Here is a 23,210-nt window from a genome sequence, read left to right as displayed (position 1 = left end):
TCAAACCCTGCCGCGTCGCTCGCGCTGGGGCTCCACGACGTACTTGGGGTCCCGTGTGGACGCCACTCCGGCGGCGTACACCCCGAACCGGGTGCACAGTCCAGCGGCCAGGTAAGCACCGCCGGCCAACGCACGGGCTATTCGGCTCGTCCGCCCGGTCGCCGTCAGCGCCACCCCGGCCCCGGTGAGCACCTCGACCGCCTTCAGCAGGCTGCCCGCTCGGCCAACTCGGTAGGTCTCGGAGATGATGCCAAGCCGGGTGCGGAGCCGATGCGCGGCCGCCAACTCGGCTGTCGCACCCACCGCCGCCAGCCTGCTGACCGGCGCACTGTCGCGTTTGGGCAGTGCGATCAGCGCGACGCCAGCCGCACTGGTCATCGCACTGCCGGCGAACACCACCGGCAGTTCGCGGTAAGCCTCGTGCCAGGCGGGAGTAGCCGTATCTGCCAACAGAACGGCCGTGTAGGTAGACATCGCTGGTCCAAGTATGCCCGCGACGGCTCCAGCGAGCGCACCCACCGTGCGAAACTTTCCGGTCAGCACGGATGTCGCGGACATCGACGCCAACGCGGAAAACGGTGCGAGGATCCAGGAGCCAACCGACAGCGGTGACGTCGGTTTGAATACCCGCAACATGTACAGGAAACGCGCGGGCCTACCGAGGTCGTGAATCAGCGCGCCCAGGCTGGCGACGGAGCCCGTCGCCGCGGTCACGGTGCCCAGCTTGGCCAACGCGTCTCGGCCCAGCGGCCGCGCCAGCGCGGCCATCGAGGCCGACACTCCAGCCACGCCACCGAGGAACAGGTACAGCGGTACGTCCGGCTGCTGCCATGCCGGTTCCTTGACAATCGGCAGACCGTAGTACGAGTCATTCGTCGTGACCGGAGTCCGATCCGGCCGACCCTCGGCACTCACCGGCGCCCCAGCAACGATCCGACCAGCGCCGCTACGACTCCCGCCGCGCTCAGTGCCGCCATGCGCCACATGGCCGGCAGATCACGGGTGGTCACGACCGGGTCCGGTGGCAACCCATACACCTCTGGTTCATCCAGCAACAGGAAAAAAGCCCCGTCACCGCCCACACCATCATCGGGGTCCTCCCCGTAGAGCCGCGCCTCCGTAACCCCTGCATCATGCAGCTCTCGCCGGCGGGCCTCGGCGCGCGCCCGCAACTCGTCGAGTTCGCCATACTGAATCGACTCGGTAGGGCAGGCCGTCGCACACGCCGGCTGCAGCCCCGAGCCCAACCTGTCGTAGCACAGCGTGCACTTGAACGCTCGCCCATCCCCCTCACGTTTGCCGATGACACCGTACGGGCACGCGGGCACGCAGTAGCCACAGCCATTGCAGATGTCCTCTTGCACCACCACGGTGTCGAACTCGGTACGAAACAGCGCACCCGTTGGACATACGTCCAGGCACGCGGCATGGGTACAGTGCTTGCACACGTCAGAAGACATCAGCCAGCGAACCCCCGCGTTCTCCTGCGCGTCTCCCTGCCGCGGCGCTCCGACCGTCGGCATACCCAGGTCTTCCGCCGTGGCCGGGCCGGCCTGGACGGGTGCGCTCGGCTCGGCCGCAGCGGGAACATGTTGTTCGATGAAAGCCACATGCCGCCAGGTATTGGCATCCAGACCACCCGTGTTGTCGTAGGACATGCCGAGCAGATCCATGCCAGCCGCCGCATCGGTTCCGGGCCCATCGCCAGCTGGTACCGCGTTCCATTCCTTACAGGCCACCTCACATGCCTTGCATCCGATACAGACTGACGTATCGGTGAAAAAGCCCATCCGTGCCTGTGGCGACGAATAGCCGGTCGAGGTCATGAGTCGCTCCTTTCGATTCCCGCCCGTCGGCGATACGTGCGTACAAGCTCCGGTAGCGCCCGCCCCCGTGGACGCCTGCCGGGCCGGATGTCACAGGTCGCCGCTTTCGACTCCTGGATGTCCACGTTCGGCTCGAGCGCAATGGGCAGCAGATCGTTGGCCGCGTCCCCTATGGACAGTCCATTCGTGCCCCAGTGGTAGGGCAATCCCACCTGGTGTACGACCCGACCCCGGACACGCAACGGACGGATCCGGTCGGTCACCATCACTCGCGCCTCGATCGCGGAGCGCGCGGAGACAATGGTTGCCCAGCCAAGATGACGAAGCCCGCGCTCGCGCGCCAGCGCCGGGGAGACCTCGCAGAAGAACTCCGGCTGCAGTTCGGACAGGTACGGCAGCATCCGGCTCATACCGCCGGCGGTGTGGTGCTCGGTGAGACGATAGGTGGTGAATACGTAGGGATAGACATCGCTGTCGATCGGATGGTAGCGGTTTCCCGCGTGCTGGTAAGGCCGGAATATCGGATTCTCCTGCTGCCCGTACAGCGAGTTGGGCACAGGTGATTCCACGGGCTCGTAGTGGGTGGGTAGCGGACCATCGAGAAGTCCCGCCGGAGCGAACAGCCACCCTTTGCCGTCCGCTTGCATGATGAACGGCTCGTCGCCGGCCAAACCATCTTGAGCCGTTGCGTTCGGTTCTGGTTGGAAGTCCGGCGGTTTCTCGGCCTCGAAGTCCGGCCGGTCTGGCCCTGCCCATCGCCGCTGCTCCTCATCCCACCAGAGGTAGCGTTTACGCTCACTCCACGGGCGCCCCTGGGGATCGGCGGATGCACGGTTGTACAGAATTCTCCGGTTGTCTGGCCATGCCCACGCCCAACCGGGCGCCACCCAGGACTGCTCCGAGTACGGTTGCCGGTTGGCCGCCTGGTTATGGCCGTCGGCATACACTCCACAGTAGATCCAGCAGCCGGACGAGGTGGATCCGTCGGCACGCAGCTGCGGGTAGCCGGACAGGGGGCCGTCCGGCCCGAAACCGCTCATCTCGGCGAGCACGGCTTGTGCACTGGGCTCGGCATGTGGACCTTCGGTCGGGTAAGACCAGGTCAGTTCCTGGACAGGTAGATCGCGAGGATCAGTGCTGTCGGCCAGCTTCTCCCGGATGATCCGCCCGAGATGGTAGTAGAACCACAAGTCGCTGCGCGCTTCTTCTGGAGGTTCGACTGCTTTCTCGTGCCACTGCAACAGCCGTTGGGTGTTGGTGAACGTGCCGTCTTTCTCGGCGTGCGAAGCAGCCGGCAGGAAGAACACCTCCGTGCCGATCCGCTCGGTGTCGAGCTCGCCCGTGTCGATCTCCGGGCCGTCCTTCCAGAAGGTCGCACTTTCGATCAACCGCATATCGCGAACCACCAACCATTCCAGGTTCGCCATCCCAAGGCGTTGCAGCTTGCCGTTGGCGGACCCGACAGCCGGGTTCTCGCCGGCCAGGAAATAGCCCTTGCCTCGACCCGCGAGTTGATCCCGAACGGTTTGATAGGTGCCGTGATCACCGGTCAACCGCGGGAGGTGGTCGTACCGGAAGTCGTTGGCGGCCGTGGCGTGATCGCCCCAGTACGCCTTCAGCAAACTGACCGCGTAAGCACGGATATTCCCCCAAAAACCGATTCTACCTTCATCAGCACGAACGTAGCTGTCGATATCGGGGTGCCGATGCGCGTCGGGCATCGGCAGATAGCCGGGTAGCAGATTGAACAAAGTGGGCACATCGGTCGAGCCCTGGATGCTGGCGTGTCCCCTAAGCGCGAGGATTCCGCCGCCAGGACGCCCAATATTGCCGAGCAATAGTTGCAGGATCGAGGCCGACCTGATGTTCTGCGCGCCGACGGTGTGTTGCGTCCAGCCAACCGAGTACACCCACGCGGTAGTGCGCTCCCTACCGGAGTTCTCGGTGATGGCGCGGGCCACGTCGAGGAACTGCTCGATGTCCACGCCGCAGATCTCGGCGACGGCGGCCGGCGTGTAGCGCGCGAAATGCCGCTTGAGGACCTGGTACACGCACCGAGGATGCTGCAAGGTCGGGTCGACCTTCGGTTTGCCACCTACGGTCGCTCCCCCGCTACCGAACTGTTCGACCGTAGCCGCCTCGTCGTCCCGCCGACCGCCGACGCTCGGGCCACGGTTGGTTGGCTCGACCCATCGCTCCTTACCGACCGCGGGTGACACGTCGGGCACGTTTTCGTAGGCCCAGCTCGCGACGTCATAGCTTCCTGTGTCGGGATCGAACCCGGAGAACAGGCCATCGAGGTCTTCGGTGTCGGCGAACTCTTCCCGCAGGATCGCCCCGGCGTTGGTATAGGCGGTCACGTAATCGCGAAAGTCGCGCTCATGCGTCAACACGTAGTTGATCAGACCGCCAAGCAGGGCGATATCGGTGCCGGCCCGCACCGACATGAACTCGTGCGCGAGCGCGCTTGTGCGGGTGAATCGCGGATCAATGTGGACGATCCGGGCGCCCCGCCGTTTCGCCTCGACCACCCACTGGAATCCGACTGGGTGCGCTTCGGCCATATTGGAGCCTTGGATGACGATGCAATCCGCGTTCGCTAGGTCCTGCTGGAAAGTCGTGGCGCCGCCGCGACCGAAGGAGGTTCCCAGACCGGGAACCGTCGCGGAGTGTCAAATGCGCGCCTGATTTTCGATCTGCACGGCGCCAAGCGCCGTGTAGAGCTTCTTCATCAGATAGTTCTCTTCGTTGTCCAGCGCGGCGCCGCCGAGACTGGCGATCCCCTCGGTGCGCTGGACGGGAGCTCCCGCCTCGTCAGTCTTCTGCCAGGTACGCTCGCGTGTCTCGATTACCCGATCGGCGATCATGTCCATGGCGGTATCCAGCGGAAGGTACTCCCAATCCGTGGCGTACGGCCTGCGATAGCGCACCCATCGCTCCCGGGTGGGACTCGTGACGAGTTGCTTGCTCGCGGATCCTTTCGGGCACAGCCGGCCGCGGGAGATCGGTGAGTCGCTGTCCCCTTCGATCTGGGTGATCGTGCCGTTGGAAACGAAGATTCGCTGGCCGCAGCCGACCGCGCAGTACGGGCAGATGGACTTCGCGACTTTCTCGGCGTTTTCGGTGCGCGCTCGCATCTGCCGCGAACGCCCCGATTGCACCGCCGACCCGAGCCCGAGCCGGTCCGAACCCGTCAGCTGTCGAAAGAGCGGCCACTTGTTCAGCCATCGACGCACGTCAGATCACCACCGCGTTGTCGCTGCTGCGGTTCCTGCGCTCTCCAGCATAGGTGTTGCTCGCCGCGCATGCAGTGCACGTCAGGTCTCCGGCGGTGCGACCCTCGTGTCGTCGGGACGTTTTCGCGTGAACCCTGCCGAGTCAAGGCGCTCCAGCAGGGGTATTGCGACCCGCCGTGTGGTGTTGAGCGCTACCCGCGCCTGGCTGACCGTAAAAGGTTGTGGAATGGTTCGCAGGACCGTGGTCGCGGCGGCGAGCGCCTCGGCTCCGAGCACCACGTGGTCGGTGATCCGGGTCAGCCTGCCCAGACGTTCCGCCGCGGCGAGCTCTCGGGCGCCGAGGCCCCAACGATTGAGCTGTCCGGCATCTGGGGCTTGGAAAGGCCGCTCCGCGAGATGTGCGTCCAACGCGTCGAGTCCCTGGATCACCCGGGCCGGTAGCTGTTGGCCACCGTGTCGCGCGATACCACCGTCAACCACGAGGCCGCCTTCGCGGAGGACCGCGAGCATGATCTCGGTACTGGGTACGGCAAGCTCCCGGCGCAGCGCTTGGACAGGGGCACCCGCGGCTACCGGATCGACCCGGTGCCACTGGTCAACACGATCCCGAGCGGCGTCGATCAGCTCCTCCCAGACAGCGCCATCGACTGCCCACCCCGAGACCAACCTTCCCGCAGGTGGCAGGCCCGCCACGGCCAACTCGTCAGCACGCACGAAGCGTCTGCGGCGTATCAAGCTGATGCTCAGTGCGGCGGCATCGGCCCCGCGCAGTTCAGCGGCGCGCGCGGCGCCCGCTCCGCGACGACTGAGGCTGGGCGGATCGATATCAAGGACCTCGATCCCTGCGCTGATCAGGTGCAATCCAGGATCACGCAGCAGGCCGCCATCGCCGACCCGTAGCGGAAGCGGCCGATGCAGCCTCAGCCGGGCGCTATCCGAACCCAATGCCCGTACGCGGACCGGGACGGCCGCGGAACCGGTATGCAGTACCTGCTCGCGGTTCAGTTCACCGGCCTGCGCCCGACGTACCCGGACGTCGACGACGTCGGCGCGGGTCCACCTCCGCGGTGTGAGCACCGCGTCGCCTCGGGAGATTGACGTCGCCTCGATTCCCTGCAGATTCAACGCGACCCTCGCCACCGCGGCCGCCGTAGTCGTCGGTTGTCCCAGCGTGTGCAAGCCCCGCACGCGTACCTCACGCTCCGCGCCGCTGACAGCCAGGACGTCACCCGCGCGGATCGTGCCCGCCGCGAGCGTCCCGGTTACCACGGTGCCCGCACCGCGCACCGTAAAGGCTCGATCGACCCACAGCCGCACATCCGCGTCGAGGTCCGGCCCCGGCAGGCCCGCGACAACGTCGGCAAGTGCGCGGCGCAGCTCCGGTAGCCCGGCCGAGGTCCGGCCACTGACCGCTACGGCGGGCACGGTTCCCAGCGAGGTTGCGGCCAGCCGGGTAGCGGCGTCGGCCATGGCCGGCGCTGGATCAGCACGGTCAGACTTGGTGACAACCAGTAGCCCATGCTGGACGCCGAGGGCGTGTAGCGCGTCCAGGTGCTCCTGCGACTGTGGCATCCAGCCCTCATCCGCGGCCACGACCATCATCACCGCTGGCACCGGGCCAAGCCCAGCGAGCATGGTGGACACGAACCGGTGATGCCCCGGCACGTCGACGAAAGCGAGCCGGGTGTCGGCGAGCCGGGTCCAGGCGAAACCGAGCTCGATGGTCAGCCCACGGTCACGCTCCTCGGCCAACCGGTCGGGCTCCATTCCCGTCAGCTGCCGCACCAGTGTTGACTTGCCATGGTCGACGTGTCCGGCGGTAGCTACGACATGCACCGCCGCACCACCTCGATCAGCGCCGTGTCGCTGTCCGGCGTTACCGCGAAAAGGTCGAGCAGACAGCGCGAGTGCTCCAGGCGCCCGACCACGGCGGGCTCGGCGGTGCGTAACCGCGGCGCCACCGATTCGGGCAGGCTGACCGCCGCGCTGGGCAACCATCGTCCTGGCGCGCCCCCACCACCGATCGTCGCGTGTGACTCGACCGCGTGTGCGTCGATACCCGCCGCGCTCAGCCGCTCGGCGATAGTGGCCGCTCGACCACGCAGCTCAGTTGGATCAGTGTCCAGCCTGGCCGCGACGGGTACGGGCGGCTCCCGAAGGGTCGACTCGAGAGCAGCGAGGGTCAATTTGTCGACCCGCAGCGCACGGGCGCTGGGATGCCGGCGCAGTTTGTCCACTAGCACGTGCTTACCCAGCAGCAGACCAGCTTGCGGCCCGCCGAGAAGCTTGTCCGCGCTGGCTGTGACCAGCGCGGCGCCGGAGCGCACGGCGGTGGCCGCATCCGGCTCATCCGGCAGCATCGGGTGCGGCGCGAGCAATCCCGAGCCGATGTCCGCTACGACCGGTACGTCGAGGGTGGCGAGCTCGGCTAGGGGCACGTCCGCCACGAAACCCTCGATGCGGTAGTTCGACGGGTGCACCTTCAACACGAAGGCGGTATCCGGCCCCAGGGCCGCCGCGTAATCGGCTAGCCGGGTGCGGTTGGTGGTTCCTACCTCCCGGATCCGCGCACCGGTTGACTCGAGCAGCTCCGGGATCCGAAACCCGTCGCCGATCTCCACCATTTCCCCGCGACTCACCACGATCTCCCTGCCCCCCTCTGCCATCGCCAGCGCGCAGAGCAGCAGGGCCGCCGCGTTGTTGTTCACGATGTGTACGTCCTCGGCCGCCGGTACCGCCGCGGCCAGGGCGTCCAACGCGCCTCTCCCACGGCGATCACGGCTACCGGAGCTCAGGTTGAACTCCACGTTCGTGTGGCCCGCCGCCCGACACACGGCATCCACGGCGGCCCTCGACAGTGGCGCCCTTCCGAGGTTGGTGTGTACCAGCACACCGGTGGCATTGAGCACGGTGCGTATCGTCGACCCGGCCGTACCCAAGGACATCAGGGCAACATCAGCAACCTCGCCGGGTGTGATCTGGCCAGTCCGAGCCAGCTGTTGAGCGCGCACCACCGCGGACTTCACCGTATGCCGGTCCAGTGAACGCAGGGCGTCGGCGAACTCTGGACTGGCCAGCAGAGTGTCGGTGCCCGGGATGTGCCTGCGGGGGTCGGCACGCATCGTGACTCACTCCGTTAGGCGTGGTGGCGGAGGCGGACGGGAATCGAACCCGCCAACGGCAAGGTATGCCGTTCAACGGTTTTGAAGACCGCGCCGGCCACCAGGCCGGATACGCCTCCCTTACACGGTACGGCCATTGTCTCAGCTCAATCGCCGACGTGCGCGGTGAGCATTCCTGTGGGCAGCATGAGGAGTATGGATTACCGTTTGACTCACTACGCTCAGGGCGGCGGCTGTGCCTGCAAGATTCCGCCGGACGAGTTGGAAGCGATGGTCGACCGCCTGTCGACGCGAACGATTGGAGCAGCCGACGAGCTGCTCGTGGGACTCCCTGGTGGTGATGATGCCGCCGTCGTACAGATCAGCGACGAATCCGCGCTCATTCTCACCACGGACTTCTTCACGCCGGTAGTCGATGACGCGTACGACTGGGGGCGGATCGCGGCCGCGAATGCTCTGTCCGATGTGTACGCCATGGGCGGCAGGCCGAGCGTGGCGGTGAACCTGCTGGGCTGGCCACGGGATGTGCTGCCGACGGAACTGGCTGCCGCGGTTCTGCGCGGCGGCATGGACGTCTGCACCGCGGCTGGCTGCCACCTTGCCGGCGGCCACAGCGTCGCGGACCCGGAACCAAAGTACGGGCTCGCCGTCACCGGCTTCGCGGCACCCGACACGCTGTTGCGCAACGACACTGGCCGAGCTGGGCAGCCACTGTCGTTGTCCAAACCGCTTGGTATCGGCGTGCTCAACACCCATCACAAATCGACCGGTTACCGTCACCAACCTGCCATTGACGCCATGACCAGACTGAACGCGGACGCCGCGCGCGCCGCGGTCACTGCCGGCCACCGCTGTGCAACTGATGTCACCGGATTCGGCCTGCTGGGACATCTGCACAAACTGGCCAGAGCAAGCGGCGTATCAGCGATCGTCGATGCCGCCGCGGTGCCGTATTTGGACGGGGCGCGAGACGCGGTGCGGAGTGGATACGTCAGCGGGGGCACTCGCCGCAATCTGGAGTGGGTACGACCTCATGTCGACCTCACCACCGTCAGCAATGACGACGCGCTACTGCTCGCAGATGCACAGACCTCAGGCGGACTGCTCATCGCCGGCGAGATTCCCGGCGCTACGGTGATCGGCGAACTGGTCGACGCCGCTGAACACACGGTGCGGGTATCTTGAGTGGTGCCCACGAGGGCCACACGGGGGCGGCGCCCGCTACGTACCACGGCATCCATTTCATCTACTTTGGCCGATTAGCTCGTGGCTGGGGCCGGACGATCATTACCGGGCAATCCGCGTGGTGTAGCAACGCCTGACTGGTCGATCCCAGCAGCAGACCACGGAATCCGCCGCGGCCGCGACTACCGACGACGATCAACTGTGCCTTGGCGGACCAGTCGATGAGCTGCTGCCGTGGCCGGTCACGTACGACGACCTGATTCACCGCAACATCCGGGTACTTGTCCGGTCAGCCGGCGAGACTCTCGGTCAACACCTGACGTTCGTTGTCGGCAGGCGAATCCGTGTAGATGAACAGTGGCGATGTGCCGAACACACTGTCGTAGCTGGTATCCGACCACGCGTGCACCGCGACGAGACCAACCTCCAGACGCGCGGCTTCATCGAAAGCAGCGGCGATCGCACGTTCAGTTACCGGGCTTCCGTCGATCCCGACGACGACCGGGCTGTCCGCCGGTATCTCCTCGCGTCCGCGTACGACGACAACGGGACAGCGCGCATAGCTCACCACCGCCACCGCGGTTGAGCCAAGCAACATGCCTTCGAAGCCACCGAGGCCGGATGAACCAAGCACGATCATGTGCGCCGAACGCGACAGCTTCTTCAGCACGGTAATAGGTGGTTCGTTTCGCAGCGAGGTGGTGGCGACCAGATCGTCATGCGCATCGGTGACGACTTTTTCAGCCTCAGTCAACAAACTGAAACCCTGTCGTTTCATCGAACCCAGGAAACTGTCCGGCGATGGCTCAGCATCTGCTCGGCCGGCGACCACGCCAAAACCGTGTACCAGATGCAATGCGATGCCTCGACTCGCGGCCAGCTTGGCGGCCCACCGAACGGCACGTGTCGCCGACTCGGATCCGTCGACGCCCACCACGATCGCGCCGTCTACTGGTGTTACCGTGCTCATGCGGACTCCCGAAATACTCGGCTGATGACCTCAGCCTTCGCCGCCAGCACCGCCGGCCGGATACCAGGATGCGCCAACCAGCGGCTCCGATGCCCAATCGTCTCCGCTCAGTCGCCGTGCTGACGCGAGAACTCGGTCCCTTTATCGAAGGACTTTCGGCAGGGGCGTGGCTGGTGACCAACTCCCAGGTCGACCATTAAGGACAGTACAGATCGGAGTGTCAGCAATGGCGCGACCGACTTACCCGGAGCTCATCGCCAGGAACATCACGCCCATGCCGAAAGTCATGGCAGCGTGACAACAACGGTCAACAACAACTCGACCGAGCCCTGGCGAACGTGAACCGGTCAGTCCGCGCCCCAGGTCGAAGGCCTGCGCGAGCCACGGCAGGCAGGCGATGATGCACACCGCGCCGAGGACAACGTTGGCGACGACCAGCGCGGTTGGCGCGGCGGCCTGGCTGGCCTCGGCGACGGGTATGGCTGCTCCGCCGGCCAGCGCGTGATGGTGCTGACCACCGCCCGAATCGGACCCGTGTCCACTCATCAGGCTGGGCATACTGGCCACCATCCACGCCATGGCCGCCATCATCGCGGCATGATGCACCCCGGCGGAGCGGGACGCGGCCAGCGTCCCAGCGTGATCACCGCCGCGATGGAACGCGATCCGACCGATGAACCAGACGGAGGCGACGCCGAAAAGGACGGTCTGGGGCACGGTCGGCAGACTCATTCCCCACGGCCAGGCCATTGCCACCATCGCGATGCTCATCAGCATGTGCCAGGCTGCGTCGACGCGGACGGCAAGCCGGGCGGCGGGCAGCACCAGAACCCTGGCATACCACAAGGTCGTGGCAGCGAACACCAGAGTCAGCAGCCAGCGCAGTACGGGAGCATCGATCACGACGCGACTTCCTTCCGGTCACCGACAGCACGTCGGGCACGCAGGCCGAGCACACAGTCCAAGAGCAGGAACAGCAGTAGGGAGATACCAAGCAGTGGGACGAAATAGCCCACGAACAAGGCCAATACCGCGAGTGGAGCCAACACTGAACCGGGTACCCGACGCCACATACCGCGTAAGGGCGGCCGGCCGAATCCACGCCGCATGCCACGCGTCGGCCGACGCAACCACCACATGCGATAGCCCCAGAAGATGACGCAGAGCAGCCCGCCGCCGAGTAGGACGAGCACGACCTGGTTGACCCAGCCGAAGAGCAGGCCCATATGCGCATCAATGCCCCAGCGGGCAAGCTTGGCGATGAGCGGGAAGTCCTCGAACCGGAGGGTCTCGGTCACCTGGGCGTTCGCCGGGTCGATAGCCACCGAGTCCTGCTGGGTAGGCCACTGCCTGCCGACCTGTTGAACGATATAGGCCTCGCCAGTGCCACTGGGTGGCGTGACTTCGATATCGCCGGACAGACCGCGTTCACGCGCCGCGGCGGTGATCCGGTCCAGTCCCACGTCCGAACTGGACACCGTGGGCGAGTGTACGGTACCGGAGACCGCGGGTGTTTCCCAGGAAAGGGCGGAACGCAGCTCGGTGATGTTGCCACCCGCATACTGCGACCACGTCAACCCGGTGGCGGACAGGAACACCAACCCGACAGCGAGCCACATGCCAGTGGCGCCGTGCCAGGACAACGTCCTGCGCCGCCCCTTCGCTCCTGACTCCGGTCGCAGCAGGGTTCGTTTACGACGCCGACTGAACCACAACACGACGCCACCGATGGCGACGATCCACAGCCAGCTGGCCGCGAGCTCGCTGTAGAGCCTGCCGATATCGCCGAGGTGCAGGCCGCGGTGCAGGTTGTCCACCCATGCCTGAATGGGTAGCGCCTGACCGCTGCCGTAGGTCTCCAGAACACCGGTGACCTCTGCGGAATGTGGGTTGACGAATACGGTTCTGCGGTAGCTTTCCGGCAGATCAGGTGCGGCGAAGATGATCTGCGTGGCGTCCGTGCCGGTGGTCGCGGGACGAACCGCCATCAGCGTGTCATCGGGCCGTGCGGTCAGACCAGCGTCTACCTGCTGGGCAAGCGGCACTGAGGCTGGACTGTCCGCCACGGACACGACATCGTCGTAGACCAGTTCGTCCAGTTGGGGGGTGAACACGAACAACAGGCCGCTGAGCGCGGCGACAACGAGGAACGGAGCGATGAGGATCCCGGCATAGAAATGCAGCCGCAACAACAATGACCGCACACCGGACCATCCGGACGGTGCCGGCACGGCTCGGTCAGGTTCAACGCTTTCGTCGACCGTCATGGGCACCCGCTTCTCTTCCGGCTCTGCGATCCGTCGAAGTGGTCGCCGAAACAGGGCCCCGAGTTCATCTGAACGTCGTGTTTTGACGCAGATCACATCTTCCCGGTGGCGCACCTCGCGCCCGGTGACCGCAGTCTGAAGAGAAAACGTTGGTGAGGGGTGCGGTAGCCGCAGTCCGTTGCTGTATTCCTTGGAGATCGTGCGGTTACTGGGTGTGACCGCGTTCTTTTAGGTTAGCGAGTCTGTCGTGGTCGCCGTCGCCGCGGACAAGCTGGACTCCGTACAGCGCTGCGATACAGAGGCGGGCACGGCCAAACTGTTCGCTTCGGAAACGGCGATGGAGATCGCGCTGAACGCGATCCGGGTATACGGCGGATATGGCTACTCCACCGAATTCGACATGGAGCGGTATTCCGGGACACCCCGCTGATGATCGTCGACGAGGGCACCAACGAGATCCAGCACAACGTCATCGCCAAACAGCTCATCGCCCGAGGCGAGCTGTGAACCTCTGGCACTGTCCTGGAAGATCACCTGGATCGGCTACTCAGCGGGCACCTGGCTCGGCCCGCACAATGCCCAGACTGCGTGGCAAGGCCGGAATCCGGGTCGCCGTCACGAATCACCGCACGACCTACGCGGATATCGAACTCCTCGCCGATCGGCTCGCGGAACTCGCCAAGCCCTGAGTCCGACGCTGACGGTCGCGCACGGGCAGCAAGATGTGGCAGAGAGCCCCTAACTGACTGGTTGGGCGCGCTTACCGGCGATGAGGACTGTGTCCACGAGGTTGACACCGAAGCGGTGAATGGGCATGCCGTGTTCGGGTACCGACCACACCAGGATATCCGCTCGTTTGCCGGGCTCCAGACTGCCGATCTCGCCTCCGCGATCGAGCGAATGCGCGGCGTTGATGGTGCACATCTGCCAGATTTCCGCGTAACTCAAGCGATATAGCCGTGCGGCCAACTGCATGACGGTCTGCATTGACGGCGTGGGGCAGGTGCCGGGGTTGTAGTCCGTGGCGAGTCCAAGCGCGGCGCCACTGTCGATGAGCTGACGAACCCAGCCAGGCGCGTCCGGTTGGGACGGTTGCCCGCCCCCAACCGCCGGGATGGTGTCGAGCATATGCTGGCTAACACCAGGAAAGATCATGCCCACTGTGGGCGAGCTGGCGAGTGCGGCACGCCCGGCAGCTGATATCGCGTCCAGGTGATCGACCGAGCTCGCGCCGAGCTGGGCTGCCAGCGCCACACCCCCGGCATCGCCGGTTTGATCAGCATGCAGCCGCAGACGCATGCCCGCCGCACGCGCCACGGTCGCGACCTCGGCGCATTCCTCGGCGGTGAAGCAGGCTGGATCGCAGGCCATATCGCAGTACTCCGCGTACTTCGCTGCCTCGGGGAGCAGGTCTCGCACCAGTTTGAGATAGTCAGCCCGACTGCCCGGATAGTCAGTTGGCTGCAGGTGAGCGCCAAGATAGGTAGCCACCACGGGAATCTCGTGCCGCAGATTCGCCATTACCTCGAGCAGTCGAAGTTCCGTCTCGCCATCGAGCCCGTATCCGGTCTTGGCTTCTACCGTCGTCGTGCCGTGCGCCAGCATCACGTCAAGATCCCGCAGCGCCCGTACTCGCAGTTGATCAGCAGAGAGCTCGCGGGTAGCGCGCACTGTACGCATGATGCCACCGCCGAGCCCGGTAGCCGGTCGACCGACCGCAAGGTCTTCCCAATCGGCATGCCGTGTGCCGCCGTAAACCAGATGGGTATGCGCATCGACGAGACCAGGGGTGACGAGCCGACCTGCGGCGTTGAGCGTGGCATCCGCCGCGTAGTTGGCGAGCACCTCGGGTGTTGGTCCGACCGCCACGATCCTGCCGTCGCGGACGGCGACGGCACCGTCCTTGAGTATCTCGATGCGACTTAGTTCCTCGCCGCGGATGGGAGCCGCGCTCCCTGCGCAGGTAAGCAACTCCGTCGCATGGGCAATAACGAGATCAACCCGCCGCCGCACGGCGCCATCTCCCCCGAGGGCCTCGACGCCGCCCGTAGACATCCTCGCTGTCACCATGCCACAATCCTACCACTAGACGGCATCCAATTGCCATCTAGTGAAATAGAGGCCAGGACCCCCGCCTGGCGAAGCAACACAGTGAAGGGCACTGATGGCGGCGATGGACGCGGATCCACCCCAACCAACCGCAACGCGCTCAGTCGATCGCGCGCTACAACTACTTGCCGAGGTCACTGATTCGGGCGCGGTATCGCTGGCCGAGGCCGCGCGCCGGGCCAACGTTCCGACCAGCACCGCATTGCGGCTACTACGCACCTTGGAGAGCTGGGGGTTCGTGCGAAGGGCACCGGACGGCGAGTTCGCTCCAGGGCCAAGGTTGTTGCAGCTCGGCGTTTCCGCGCTATCCGCGGATTCGCTGACCAGCCACGCGCATGCACATCTGACCGACCTCTGCGCAACCACCGGCGAATCGGCGTATCTCGCTGTTCCTGGGCCCGATGACACTGCGCTGTATCTCGACCAGGTGGCAACCACAAAGGCGATCCGGCACGTCAGTTGGGTTGGCAGGTCCGTGCCACTGGCCGGTACCGCGATCGGTGCGGCCCTTCTGGGGCAGGTCGGCGATCAGGGGTTCACGGCGTTGCGCTCCACACTGGAACCCGACGTCACCGCGGTCGCCGCGCCGGTGCGAATCAGTACCGGAACAGGCGAGGTAGTCGCCGCACTCAGTGTGGTCGGACCAAGCTACCGAATTTCCGATGTGGACCTTGCCGCGTTCGGCGGCTTGGTACTCGAACATGCGAACGTTCTCGCTGGTGAAGTGGTCGGCGAAGAAAGGCAACAATGAAGGCAGGAGCGGTTCAGCCGGCTCGCGGCGCCGAGCTACGGTGTCAGGGCTGGCGGCAAGAGGGAATCTTGCGCATGCTGGAGAACACCGTGGCCAACGGCGAGCGTCCAGACGAGTTGGTGATCTACGGCGGGATTGGCAAGGCCGCGCGCGATTGGCCCAGCTATCACGCGATCGTCGCCGCACTACGCGATCTCGCGGATGACGAAACCCTCGTTGTACAGTCTGGCCGGCCGGTCGCCGTCTTCCGCAGTTTTCCCGATAGCCCACGCGTGGTGCTCGCCAACGCTAATCTAGTACCGCGTGCCGCGACCACCCAGCGATTTGGTGAACTCAGTGCGGCCGGTCTGACCATGCACGGCCAGTACACCGCGGGCTCATGGGCCTACATTGGCGGACAAGGCATCGTGCAAGGCTCGTTCGAGACCTTCGGCGCCTGCGCTGGCTCATTTGGCGGCACACTCAGCGGCCGGGTCGTACTCACCGCGGGACTCGGCGGGATGGGCTCGGCACAAGGACCGGCCATAGCGATGAACCAAGGAGTCGCGCTGGTCTGCGAGGTCGACGAGACCAAGATCGCAAACCGGCTGGCTGACGGCAGGGTGGACGAGATCGCCAAGGACGTGCCGGACGCGTGGCGTCGCTGCCGCAAGGCTGCCGACGGGCGACAGCCGCTCGTGGTGGCGGTCGCCGCGAATGCCGCGGATGTCGCCGAAGAGCTGGTTTCCCGCGGCATGCTACCCGACGTTGCCACGGATCAAACCTCGGCACATGACCTGCTCACCGGCTATGTACCCGCCGGCTACTCGCTCGTGGAGGCAACCCGGCTACGGGAAGCGCATCCGGACGAGTATCGGCGGGCCGCTGGCACCACCGTCGCTCGTCACGTGCGGGCACTGCTTGCGATGCGCAACGGTGGTACGACCGTATTCGAGTACGGCAACGACCTGCGCGGAGCAGGCAAGCTCGCTGGCGTCGCCGAGGCCTTTGATATCCCGGGGTTCGTGGCCAGCTACGTCCGGCCGTCGTTCGCTGTCGGACGCGGTCCCTATCGCTGGGTCTGCCTCTCCGGCGAGGAAAGCGACCGGGTGGCCATCGACACCACGGCGCGGACGTTGTTCCCCGAAGACGACCGGCTGCAGCAGTGGCTCGGCCATGCCGAGCGATGGACGGCAACCGAGGGATTACCGGCGCGCATCTGCTGGCTCGGTCATGGAGCCCGCGCCCTGATGGCGCGGGAGATCAACCGCAAGGTGCGCGAAGGGGAACTGGCCGCACCAGTCGCCATCACCCGTGACCACCTCGATTCCGGTTCGTGTAGCTACCCGGGTAGGGAAACCGAGAATATGCCGGATGGTTCCGACGAGATCGCGGATTGGCCGTATCTCAACGCAATGCTCAACGTGGCGGGCGGCGCTGATCTGGTTGCTATCCACCAGAACGCCGGGATCATCGGCGGTTCCTGCTCCGCGGGCATGACACTGGTCTGCGACGGATCCGAGCTCGCGGACGAACGGATCGATCGTTGCTTCGCAAGCGATCCCGGCATCGGCGTTGTTCGACATGCCACCGCCGGTGTCCCTGAGGCAGTGGCCTACTTGCCGCACAGCGGCATCCATGCGATCCATAACCAAGCCAGCGACCAGCAGAGCCGCAGTGACAAGGACTGACCATTGACGACCTTCACTACGCAGCTACCCGCGACCGGTCTACTCGGGGCCGAGACACATGCCGATCTCAGCAGTGCCCGTGCGGATTTCGTCGTGCTGGGCATCCCCTATGGTGTGCCCTACCATATGCGCGGCGTGCATTCTGGCGCCGCGGACGCACCCCACGCCTTCCGGGAGCGGACGCGTCGGTTCAACGGACAGTCCACACATTACGACTTCGACCTCGGTGGCACCTTGTTTGGCGACACCGGAGCCGTCATGCTCGACTGCGGTGACTTGCCAGGCGATCCGCGCGATCTGGACGGCAATGCCGTCCGAGCAACCGAAGCAGTCGAGACCCTACTTGCCGCTGGTGCTACACCGATCATACTCGGCGGTGACGACTCGGTCCCGCCACTCGCGGTACGCGCCTTCGAACGGCACGGGCCGGTCAACGTGCTGCAGATAGATGCCCACCTCGACTTTCGGGACGAGGTAGGCGGCATTCGCGACGGCTACTCCAGCCCAATGCGGCGGATTGCCGAACTGCCCTGGGTGAATCGGATAGTCCAGGTAGGACTTCGCGGCGTCGGAAGCGCTCGCCCCGAAGACGTCCATGATGCGCATGCCGCGGGCAACATCCTCATTACCGCCGATGCGGTACATCGGGATGGTCCCGATGTCGTGCTCAGATCCCTGACCACGGACGCGCCCTGGTTCGTCACGATCGATGTGGATGGTTTGGACCCGACCATCGCGCCGGGAACCAGCGTTCCACTACCCGGCGGGCTGAGCTATACCGAAGCGGCGGCTATCTTGCGCGGTCTCGCGCAGCACTGTGACTTCGGCGGGTTGGACATCGTCGAGCATTTTCCTTCGCTGGACATACGGGATCTGACTTCGATCACGCTTGGTCGCCTTGTGGCAACCGTGCTTGGTACCGCCGCCCGCCGGCGCGCCGCATGACGATCTTCAATATTCTTTGACAAAGGAGTCACTTATGGCTCAACGCGATGGTCTTGTTACCGGAACGAACGAGCGTGCCACCAGAAGAGTTGTCGTCGCCAGCCTGGTTGGCACCACGATCGAGTACTACGATTTCGCTGTCTATGGCATGGCGGCATCACTTGTTCTCGCTGACCTGTTCTTCCCGAGTGACAGCTCGACGGCGTCCACATTGGCCGCATTCGCGACGTTCGCGGTGGCGTTCGTGGCTCGCCCGATCGGCGTAGTGATATTCGGAAACCTTGGCGACCGTATCGGGCGGAAGCATTCCCTGCTGCTGAGCCTGATCACGATGGGGATCGCCACGGTCGCCGTGGGACTGCTCCCAACCCACGGAGCCGTTGGCGTACTCGCGCCGATCCTGTTGGTGATCTGTCGAATTTTCCAAGGAATCGGAATTGGTGGAGAATGGGGCGGCGCGGTACTTCTCGCCGCTGAACATGCTCCCCCGAAGAAACGGGCCGTATACGCGGCCGTGCCCAATATCGGCCCACCACTCGGTTTCGTCGTAGCCAGCATTGTTTTCGCCATCGTGAGCTCGACGACAAGCGCCGCGTCCTTTGCAGCATGGGGTTGGCGGATACCGTTCCTGCTTAGTGCCGTACTGATCGGAGTCGGCATCTGGATGCGCACCAGGATCGAGGAGTCCCCTGTCTTCGCCGAATCTGCCAAGCAGGAATCGGCTGAGAAAGCCGAACACGTGGGGATCCCGATCGTAACGCTGCTGCGCCATCACTGGCCGCGCGTCGTCGTCGGCATCGGCGCCGCGATCTCTGGCGCCGGCATCTGGTACCTGATGTCGATCTTCAGCATCTCTTATGGTGTCGACGAGCAGGGAGTCGAAAAGAACCAGATGATTCTCGCGGTCTGCATCGCGGCCTGCGTACATATGGCACTCATCGTTCCGGTTGCGCGACTCTCCGAACGCATCGGTCGGCGGCGTCCGATGCTGTGGGGCGCAGCCGGCCTGGCTATCTGGTCGATACCGATGTTCGGCCTGCTCGGCACTGGCAATGCCGTCGTGATTGGTCTTGGTTTCTCCGTGGGGATGGTACCGCTGACACTGCTCTATGCTCCGATATGCGCCTACTTGGCCGAGCTTTTCCCAGTAGGAGTCCGCTATTCGGGGACCTCCGCCACATTCATCACCGCGCAGATCATCGGTGGCGGCTTCGCGCCGATGATCGCCACTGCCTTACTTGCCGGTGACGCATCACCGGCCCGGCTCGGCTTCTACGGGCTGCTGCTTTCGCTGATTTCCCTGTTGTGCCTGTGGCGCGGACCGGAAACCAAAGGCGCCGGGTTCTAGCCTTCGGGAGGTACCTCGATGTTCGACACATCGCGGGCACGGGTGTTATTGCGTTCGTGCATCGCCAGCATCATTGGTCTACTCGTGGCGGGAACGTTGACCGCATCCGGGCAACAAGGTCTCGCCGAGCAGCGTGGCTTCTCCCTACAGGATGGCACCGTGCAGCTCGTACTGGACGGTGATTCGCTTGACTGGGCCACGATGACGCAAGTGCTGCAGGCGGATTCAGTGCGAATCAGTCTCGCCGACGAAGCGAGGCAGCAGATGACCGAGACCCGTACGGGGGCGCTTTCCCTGCTCCGCTCGGGTAAGCGTGTTTATGGCTGGAACCAGGCATTGGGACCGCTGAAGGACAAGCCGCTGACAATCGGACAGCAGCGCGATTTTCAGCGTCGAGTGCTGCTATCGCATGCGGCTGGGACCGGCCCAACACTATCGCCAGGCGTGGCGAGACTGGCACTAGTCCTCCGCGTGAACTCGATGGCACGCGGCGCCATGGGTGTACGACCGGAACTGGCCGACCGGATCCTGTCACTGGTAAACGCGGGAATCACCCCGGACATGCCGGAGATCGGTTCGACTGGCATCGGGGATCTGCAGCCGATGGCCGCCGCTGGACTGACCATGGTCGGTCAGGACAACCCAGCGATGCTACGCGGCGAAAGGATGCGGCCAGAACAAGCTCTGCGTCAGGCTGGGCTCGCATCGACGTTCCAACTTGAGTCAGGCGAAGCGTTGCCACTCATCAGTGGCAACAGCGTGGTCACGGCGAAGCTCGTACGAGCAACGGTACGGGCGCAACGTTCCCTCGCGGGATTCGATGGGGCCTTCGCGTTGTTCCTCGAGGCAACCCGGGCGGAGCAAGGCGCATTCGACCCTCGAACGCACGCTGAACGCGGTATTCCCAACGAGAACGCCGCCGCAAAGCGGACCCGCGCGTTGATCTGCGGCACGCAATGGATGACCGAGAAGGGACGACGGCAGGCAGGGGAATCCGCACCCCGAGTGCAGGACGCCGTGTCCGTGCGTGGCGCATCGCATGTGCTCGGCGCCTTACGTGACACCATCGCGGAGACAAAGGGAGTGGCCAAACGCGAAGCCAATGCGTCCACGTCCAACCCCCTGGTTTTCGAGAAGGACAACGGGCACTACGAGTTCGTGATGGGCGGAAACTGGAATGGCGCCAAACTAGGGCAAAGCGCCGATCGCTTGAACGCACAACTCGTCGACCTCGGCGGGCTATCCGAGCAGCTGTCCGGCCGTTTGCTTGACGAAGGATGGAGCTATGGGCTTCCGGCCAGCCTTGCCGGGGGCACTCCCGGGCTCAACACCGGACTGGCGATGACTCACCCGGTCGCGGCGGCACTTGTCTCCGAAATGCAGGTCGTGGCCACTCCCGCCGGAACACTGTCGCGTCCCACGATGGGCGGCCAGGAAGACGACACCAGTATGGCGATGACCTCGGTGCGCAACCTGACGGCCAACCTGGACAGACTGCAGACCATCATCGGTATTCAGCTCATCCTCGGTGCGCAGGGTATGGACTTGATCAAGTCCAAGATGGGCGAGCTCGAGCCAGGAAAGGGATCAGCTGCGGTGCTGCGGCTGGTACGGGAGCGGATCAGCCCGGTAAGTGATGACCGCTACCTGACACCGGATGTCGACAAGGCAACCGAACTAGCCGGTGACCGGCGTTTGAGTGACACTGTCATCTCCGCCGCCACGCGGGGATGCGGCGACTAGGGTCGGCACGGCCAGCGGTAAGCACCATCGCGGACCTTGCCCGCCAAGGCTGTTCCGGACGCACTGCGGGAGCTGGCCGCCAAAAGTACCAAGACCGCCCATGTCTACACCGCGGACACAACGAATCTTCGCGATGCGGTCGCCGGCACGGACCTGCGGGTGCTCGGCCCCAACTGCATCGGGCACTACACGCCACACGCCCGTATGACGATGATCGGCCCCACCGCGTCGTCACCGGAACAAGGTTCCATCGCCTTCGTCTCTCAATCGGGTACCTACGCCGGCGATGTCGTGCGGCGCGGCAACGAACTCGGGGTGCGGTTCAGCTTCGTCAGCTCAGTCGGGAACTGCGACGACGTCGCGCCGTCTGAACTGCTTGCCTTCTGCGAAGCCGATCCACACACGACACTGGCCGCGTTCTACCTGGAGGACGACAGCGACGCGCGGCGCTTCTTCAGCCTCGCGGCGCAGGTATCCATCCCTATCGTGCTGTTCAAGGGTAGCCGGAGCGCGGCGGGCGGCGCGGCTGCCGCATCCCACACCGGAGCACTGGCCAGCGACCCGCAACTCCTCCGCGCCGTCGCCGGAGTCGCGCTGGTCGCTACAGCCACCTTCGCATCCATGAGTGTGGTTTTCCGCTTCGTTCGCGGTACCGCAGTTGCGGCGCATGTGGCAGCTCAGCAGCGGGGAGGCTGCGCTGCTGACGATCGCGATCCAGTTCGGGTTCGTCGTCGGCGCGCTCACCCTTGCCGCGACCGGGCTTGCCGATGCCGTGCCAGGGCGACGTCTGATGTGCATCGGGGCGTTGAGCGCGGCGACCGCGAACCTGCTTCTGTTGTGGGCGCCTGATTTCACCAGCTGGCTGCTGTTGCGGGACCTCACCGAACGCGAGCGAGAAGTCCTCGCCCTAATCGCCCGGGGCATATCCCACCACCGAGATCGCCGAGAATCTGTACGTCGCGCTCGGAACGATGAAAACGCACCCCGTCCGCCTGCTATCCAGGCTGAGCGCGTGGGACCACGCGCAGCTAGTCATCACCGCCTCTAAGGCGGGTGTCGCCACTCCAGGCGCATAGCCTCCACAACAGCCTCCTCCCCTGGCGCTCGACGCAGTGCGCGGCAATCCCACAGCGCGAAGCGTATCTGTGGTCCGGGACTGTCCACTGGTTCTTGACACTCCCCTGTAGTTCTGGGCGGCTGACGAGCCAGTCGACGTTTGCCATGCGTTTGAGGTTTGGATGGAGGGACCTTCGTCGAGGCCGGTGGCCCGCTCCTGCACCTGCGCCATACTCTCCGCAGCCAGCCGCTGCTGCGCACCCAGACCCGCCCGGGTCAGTCGCCCCGACCTCGCCAATGCTTTGCTCGTCCCAGCATTAGCACTCATCGCGCCCAGAGCCCGATGCGTCGGGCCGACCTACGGGCCCTGAAACGGTCCCGCTCGATCCTGTTTAGTCAAATCTGTCCCCATAGGGCCAGCCTCCAGTCAAGGTGTCAGTGAGCGCTACGCTTGGCTGGACGAGCAACCCCAGAGCAACGCAAAAAGGGCCCTCACAGGCCCTGACCTGCGAAGACCCTTCCGACTGTGGAGCTGACGGGATTCGAACCCGTGACCCCCAGTATCGGAAAGCTCTGCGCTGTGCGCTGAATTTCTCGCCCAGCTCGCCAAATACCCTACCAGGCCAGACATATAGTTCGGGCAGCTATCCACATTTCGTTCACTCGACACCACATAGTCAAACGGACTCGCCAGGTCACAGAGATCCCACCGGATTAACAAAGACCCCCATCGTTGACCTGCTCACATACGCACATTATACGATTTCCGCAAGAAACGCCGACGGCACTACCACCCGGCCACATTCGCTAATGCCGCCGCGCAGTTTCAGGCACCCCGACAACGATCCGGACGCACACGTCATCAATTCCGCACGAAATCGCTCAATGGTCACATGTCACCGAACCGCGCGTACGTCAAAGACCAACAGCACAGCGCATATTCGCACACCTAACTACACGCGGACTAAAAGACCGCAGATTC

At 64.8% G+C, this 23,210-nt stretch carries 15 protein-coding genes, 1 tRNA gene and 2 pseudogenes; 8 read left to right on the top strand and 10 right to left on the bottom strand.

Annotation, left to right across the window (positions count from 1 at the left end):
- From nrfD to EV191_RS27920, 6 genes are all read right to left on the bottom strand, one after another.
- The gene (nrfD, locus tag EV191_RS27950) at positions 1–915 is read right to left on the bottom strand and encodes an NrfD/PsrC family molybdoenzyme membrane anchor subunit (RefSeq protein WP_132880843.1); all 915 of its coding nucleotides are present in this window, start codon (positions 913–915) and stop codon (positions 1–3) included.
- On the bottom strand, positions 912–1,826 hold the full coding sequence (locus tag EV191_RS27945) for a 4Fe-4S dicluster domain-containing protein (protein ID WP_132880842.1): 915 nt from the start codon (positions 1,824–1,826) through the stop codon (positions 912–914). Before EV191_RS27945 ends, nrfD begins: the two co-directional genes overlap by 4 nt.
- Positions 1,823–5,062, bottom strand: coding sequence for a formate dehydrogenase (gene fdh / locus EV191_RS27940; protein WP_243659291.1), 3,240 nt, complete (start codon positions 5,060–5,062; stop codon positions 1,823–1,825). The genes EV191_RS27945 and fdh overlap by 4 nt, the downstream gene beginning before the upstream one ends.
- An 81-nt stretch (positions 5,063–5,143) precedes the next feature.
- Positions 5,144–6,898 (bottom strand): selenocysteine-specific translation elongation factor, encoded by a 1,755-nt coding sequence (selB, locus tag EV191_RS27930; protein ID WP_132880837.1) that lies wholly within the window; start codon positions 6,896–6,898, stop codon positions 5,144–5,146.
- Complete coding sequence (selA, locus tag EV191_RS27925; RefSeq protein ID WP_132880835.1) at positions 6,886–8,184, bottom strand: L-seryl-tRNA(Sec) selenium transferase; 1,299 nt, start codon at positions 8,182–8,184, stop codon at positions 6,886–6,888. The genes selB and selA overlap by 13 nt, the downstream gene beginning before the upstream one ends.
- A gap of 24 nt (positions 8,185–8,208) precedes the next feature.
- A tRNA-Sec gene (locus EV191_RS27920) sits at positions 8,209–8,303 on the bottom strand.
- A gap of 76 nt (positions 8,304–8,379) precedes the next feature.
- Between EV191_RS27920 and selD the strand changes: the two genes are divergently transcribed.
- Positions 8,380–9,369 (top strand): selenide, water dikinase SelD, encoded by a 990-nt coding sequence (gene selD / locus EV191_RS27915; protein ID WP_132880833.1) that lies wholly within the window; start codon positions 8,380–8,382, stop codon positions 9,367–9,369.
- Between the two features lie 61 nt (positions 9,370–9,430).
- Here the strand turns inward: selD and EV191_RS27910 are convergent.
- The 3 genes and pseudogenes from EV191_RS27910 to EV191_RS27900 all read right to left on the bottom strand — a co-directional run bounded on the left by EV191_RS27910 (position 9,431) and on the right by EV191_RS27900 (position 12,543).
- A pseudogene (locus tag EV191_RS27910) lies at positions 9,431–10,339 on the bottom strand (universal stress protein).
- 240 nt (positions 10,340–10,579) lie between these two features.
- Positions 10,580–11,242: a DUF5134 domain-containing protein gene (locus EV191_RS27905; RefSeq protein ID WP_132880831.1), complete on the bottom strand. Its 663-nt coding sequence runs from the start codon at positions 11,240–11,242 to the stop codon at positions 10,580–10,582.
- Positions 11,239–12,543 carry a PepSY-associated TM helix domain-containing protein gene (locus tag EV191_RS27900; protein WP_341539643.1) on the bottom strand — a complete coding sequence of 435 codons (1,305 nt, stop codon included), beginning with the start codon at positions 12,541–12,543 and terminating at the stop codon, positions 11,239–11,241. The genes EV191_RS27905 and EV191_RS27900 overlap by 4 nt, the downstream gene beginning before the upstream one ends.
- A gap of 322 nt (positions 12,544–12,865) precedes the next feature.
- Between EV191_RS27900 and EV191_RS27895 the strand changes: the two are divergent.
- Positions 12,866–13,113, top strand: a pseudogene (locus EV191_RS27895) (acyl-CoA dehydrogenase family protein); the annotation flags it as partial.
- 231 nt (positions 13,114–13,344) lie between these two features.
- On the opposite strand, the gene hutI reads toward EV191_RS27895, so the two are convergent.
- Positions 13,345–14,676, bottom strand: coding sequence for an imidazolonepropionase (gene hutI / locus EV191_RS27890; RefSeq protein ID WP_132880828.1), 1,332 nt, complete (start codon positions 14,674–14,676; stop codon positions 13,345–13,347).
- Between the two features lie 94 nt (positions 14,677–14,770).
- On the opposite strand from hutI, the gene EV191_RS27885 reads away from it, so the two are divergent.
- Genes EV191_RS27885 through EV191_RS27860 form a run of 6 tightly spaced genes read left to right on the top strand, consistent with a single transcriptional unit; the run spans position 14,771 to position 22,021 of the window.
- The gene (locus tag EV191_RS27885) at positions 14,771–15,466 is read left to right on the top strand and encodes an IclR family transcriptional regulator (RefSeq protein ID WP_132880826.1); all 696 of its coding nucleotides are present in this window, start codon (positions 14,771–14,773) and stop codon (positions 15,464–15,466) included.
- Positions 15,463–17,136 carry a urocanate hydratase gene (hutU, locus tag EV191_RS27880; RefSeq protein ID WP_132880825.1) on the top strand — a complete coding sequence of 558 codons (1,674 nt, stop codon included), beginning with the start codon at positions 15,463–15,465 and terminating at the stop codon, positions 17,134–17,136. Before EV191_RS27885 ends, hutU begins: the two co-directional genes overlap by 4 nt.
- A gap of 3 nt (positions 17,137–17,139) precedes the next feature.
- The gene (locus tag EV191_RS27875; RefSeq protein ID WP_132880823.1) at positions 17,140–18,081 is read left to right on the top strand and encodes an arginase family protein; all 942 of its coding nucleotides are present in this window, start codon (positions 17,140–17,142) and stop codon (positions 18,079–18,081) included.
- On the top strand, positions 18,050–19,429 hold the full coding sequence (locus tag EV191_RS27870; protein ID WP_132880821.1) for an MFS transporter: 1,380 nt from the start codon (positions 18,050–18,052) through the stop codon (positions 19,427–19,429). The genes EV191_RS27875 and EV191_RS27870 overlap by 32 nt, the downstream gene beginning before the upstream one ends.
- A gap of 18 nt (positions 19,430–19,447) precedes the next feature.
- Positions 19,448–21,172 carry an HAL/PAL/TAL family ammonia-lyase gene (locus EV191_RS27865; RefSeq protein ID WP_132880819.1) on the top strand — a complete coding sequence of 575 codons (1,725 nt, stop codon included), beginning with the start codon at positions 19,448–19,450 and terminating at the stop codon, positions 21,170–21,172.
- Positions 21,173–21,208: 36 nt separating this feature from the next.
- Positions 21,209–22,021, top strand: a complete 813-nt coding sequence (locus EV191_RS27860) for a hypothetical protein (protein ID WP_243659290.1) — start codon at positions 21,209–21,211, stop codon at positions 22,019–22,021.
- The last annotated feature ends 1,189 nt before the right edge of the window (positions 22,022–23,210 follow it).

Source organism: Tamaricihabitans halophyticus, from assembly GCF_004340875.1.
GTDB lineage: Bacteria > Actinomycetota > Actinomycetes > Mycobacteriales > Pseudonocardiaceae > Tamaricihabitans > Tamaricihabitans halophyticus.
Note: the sequence above shows the minus strand (reverse complement) of the source record. Positions and strands in the feature narration are given on the sequence as shown.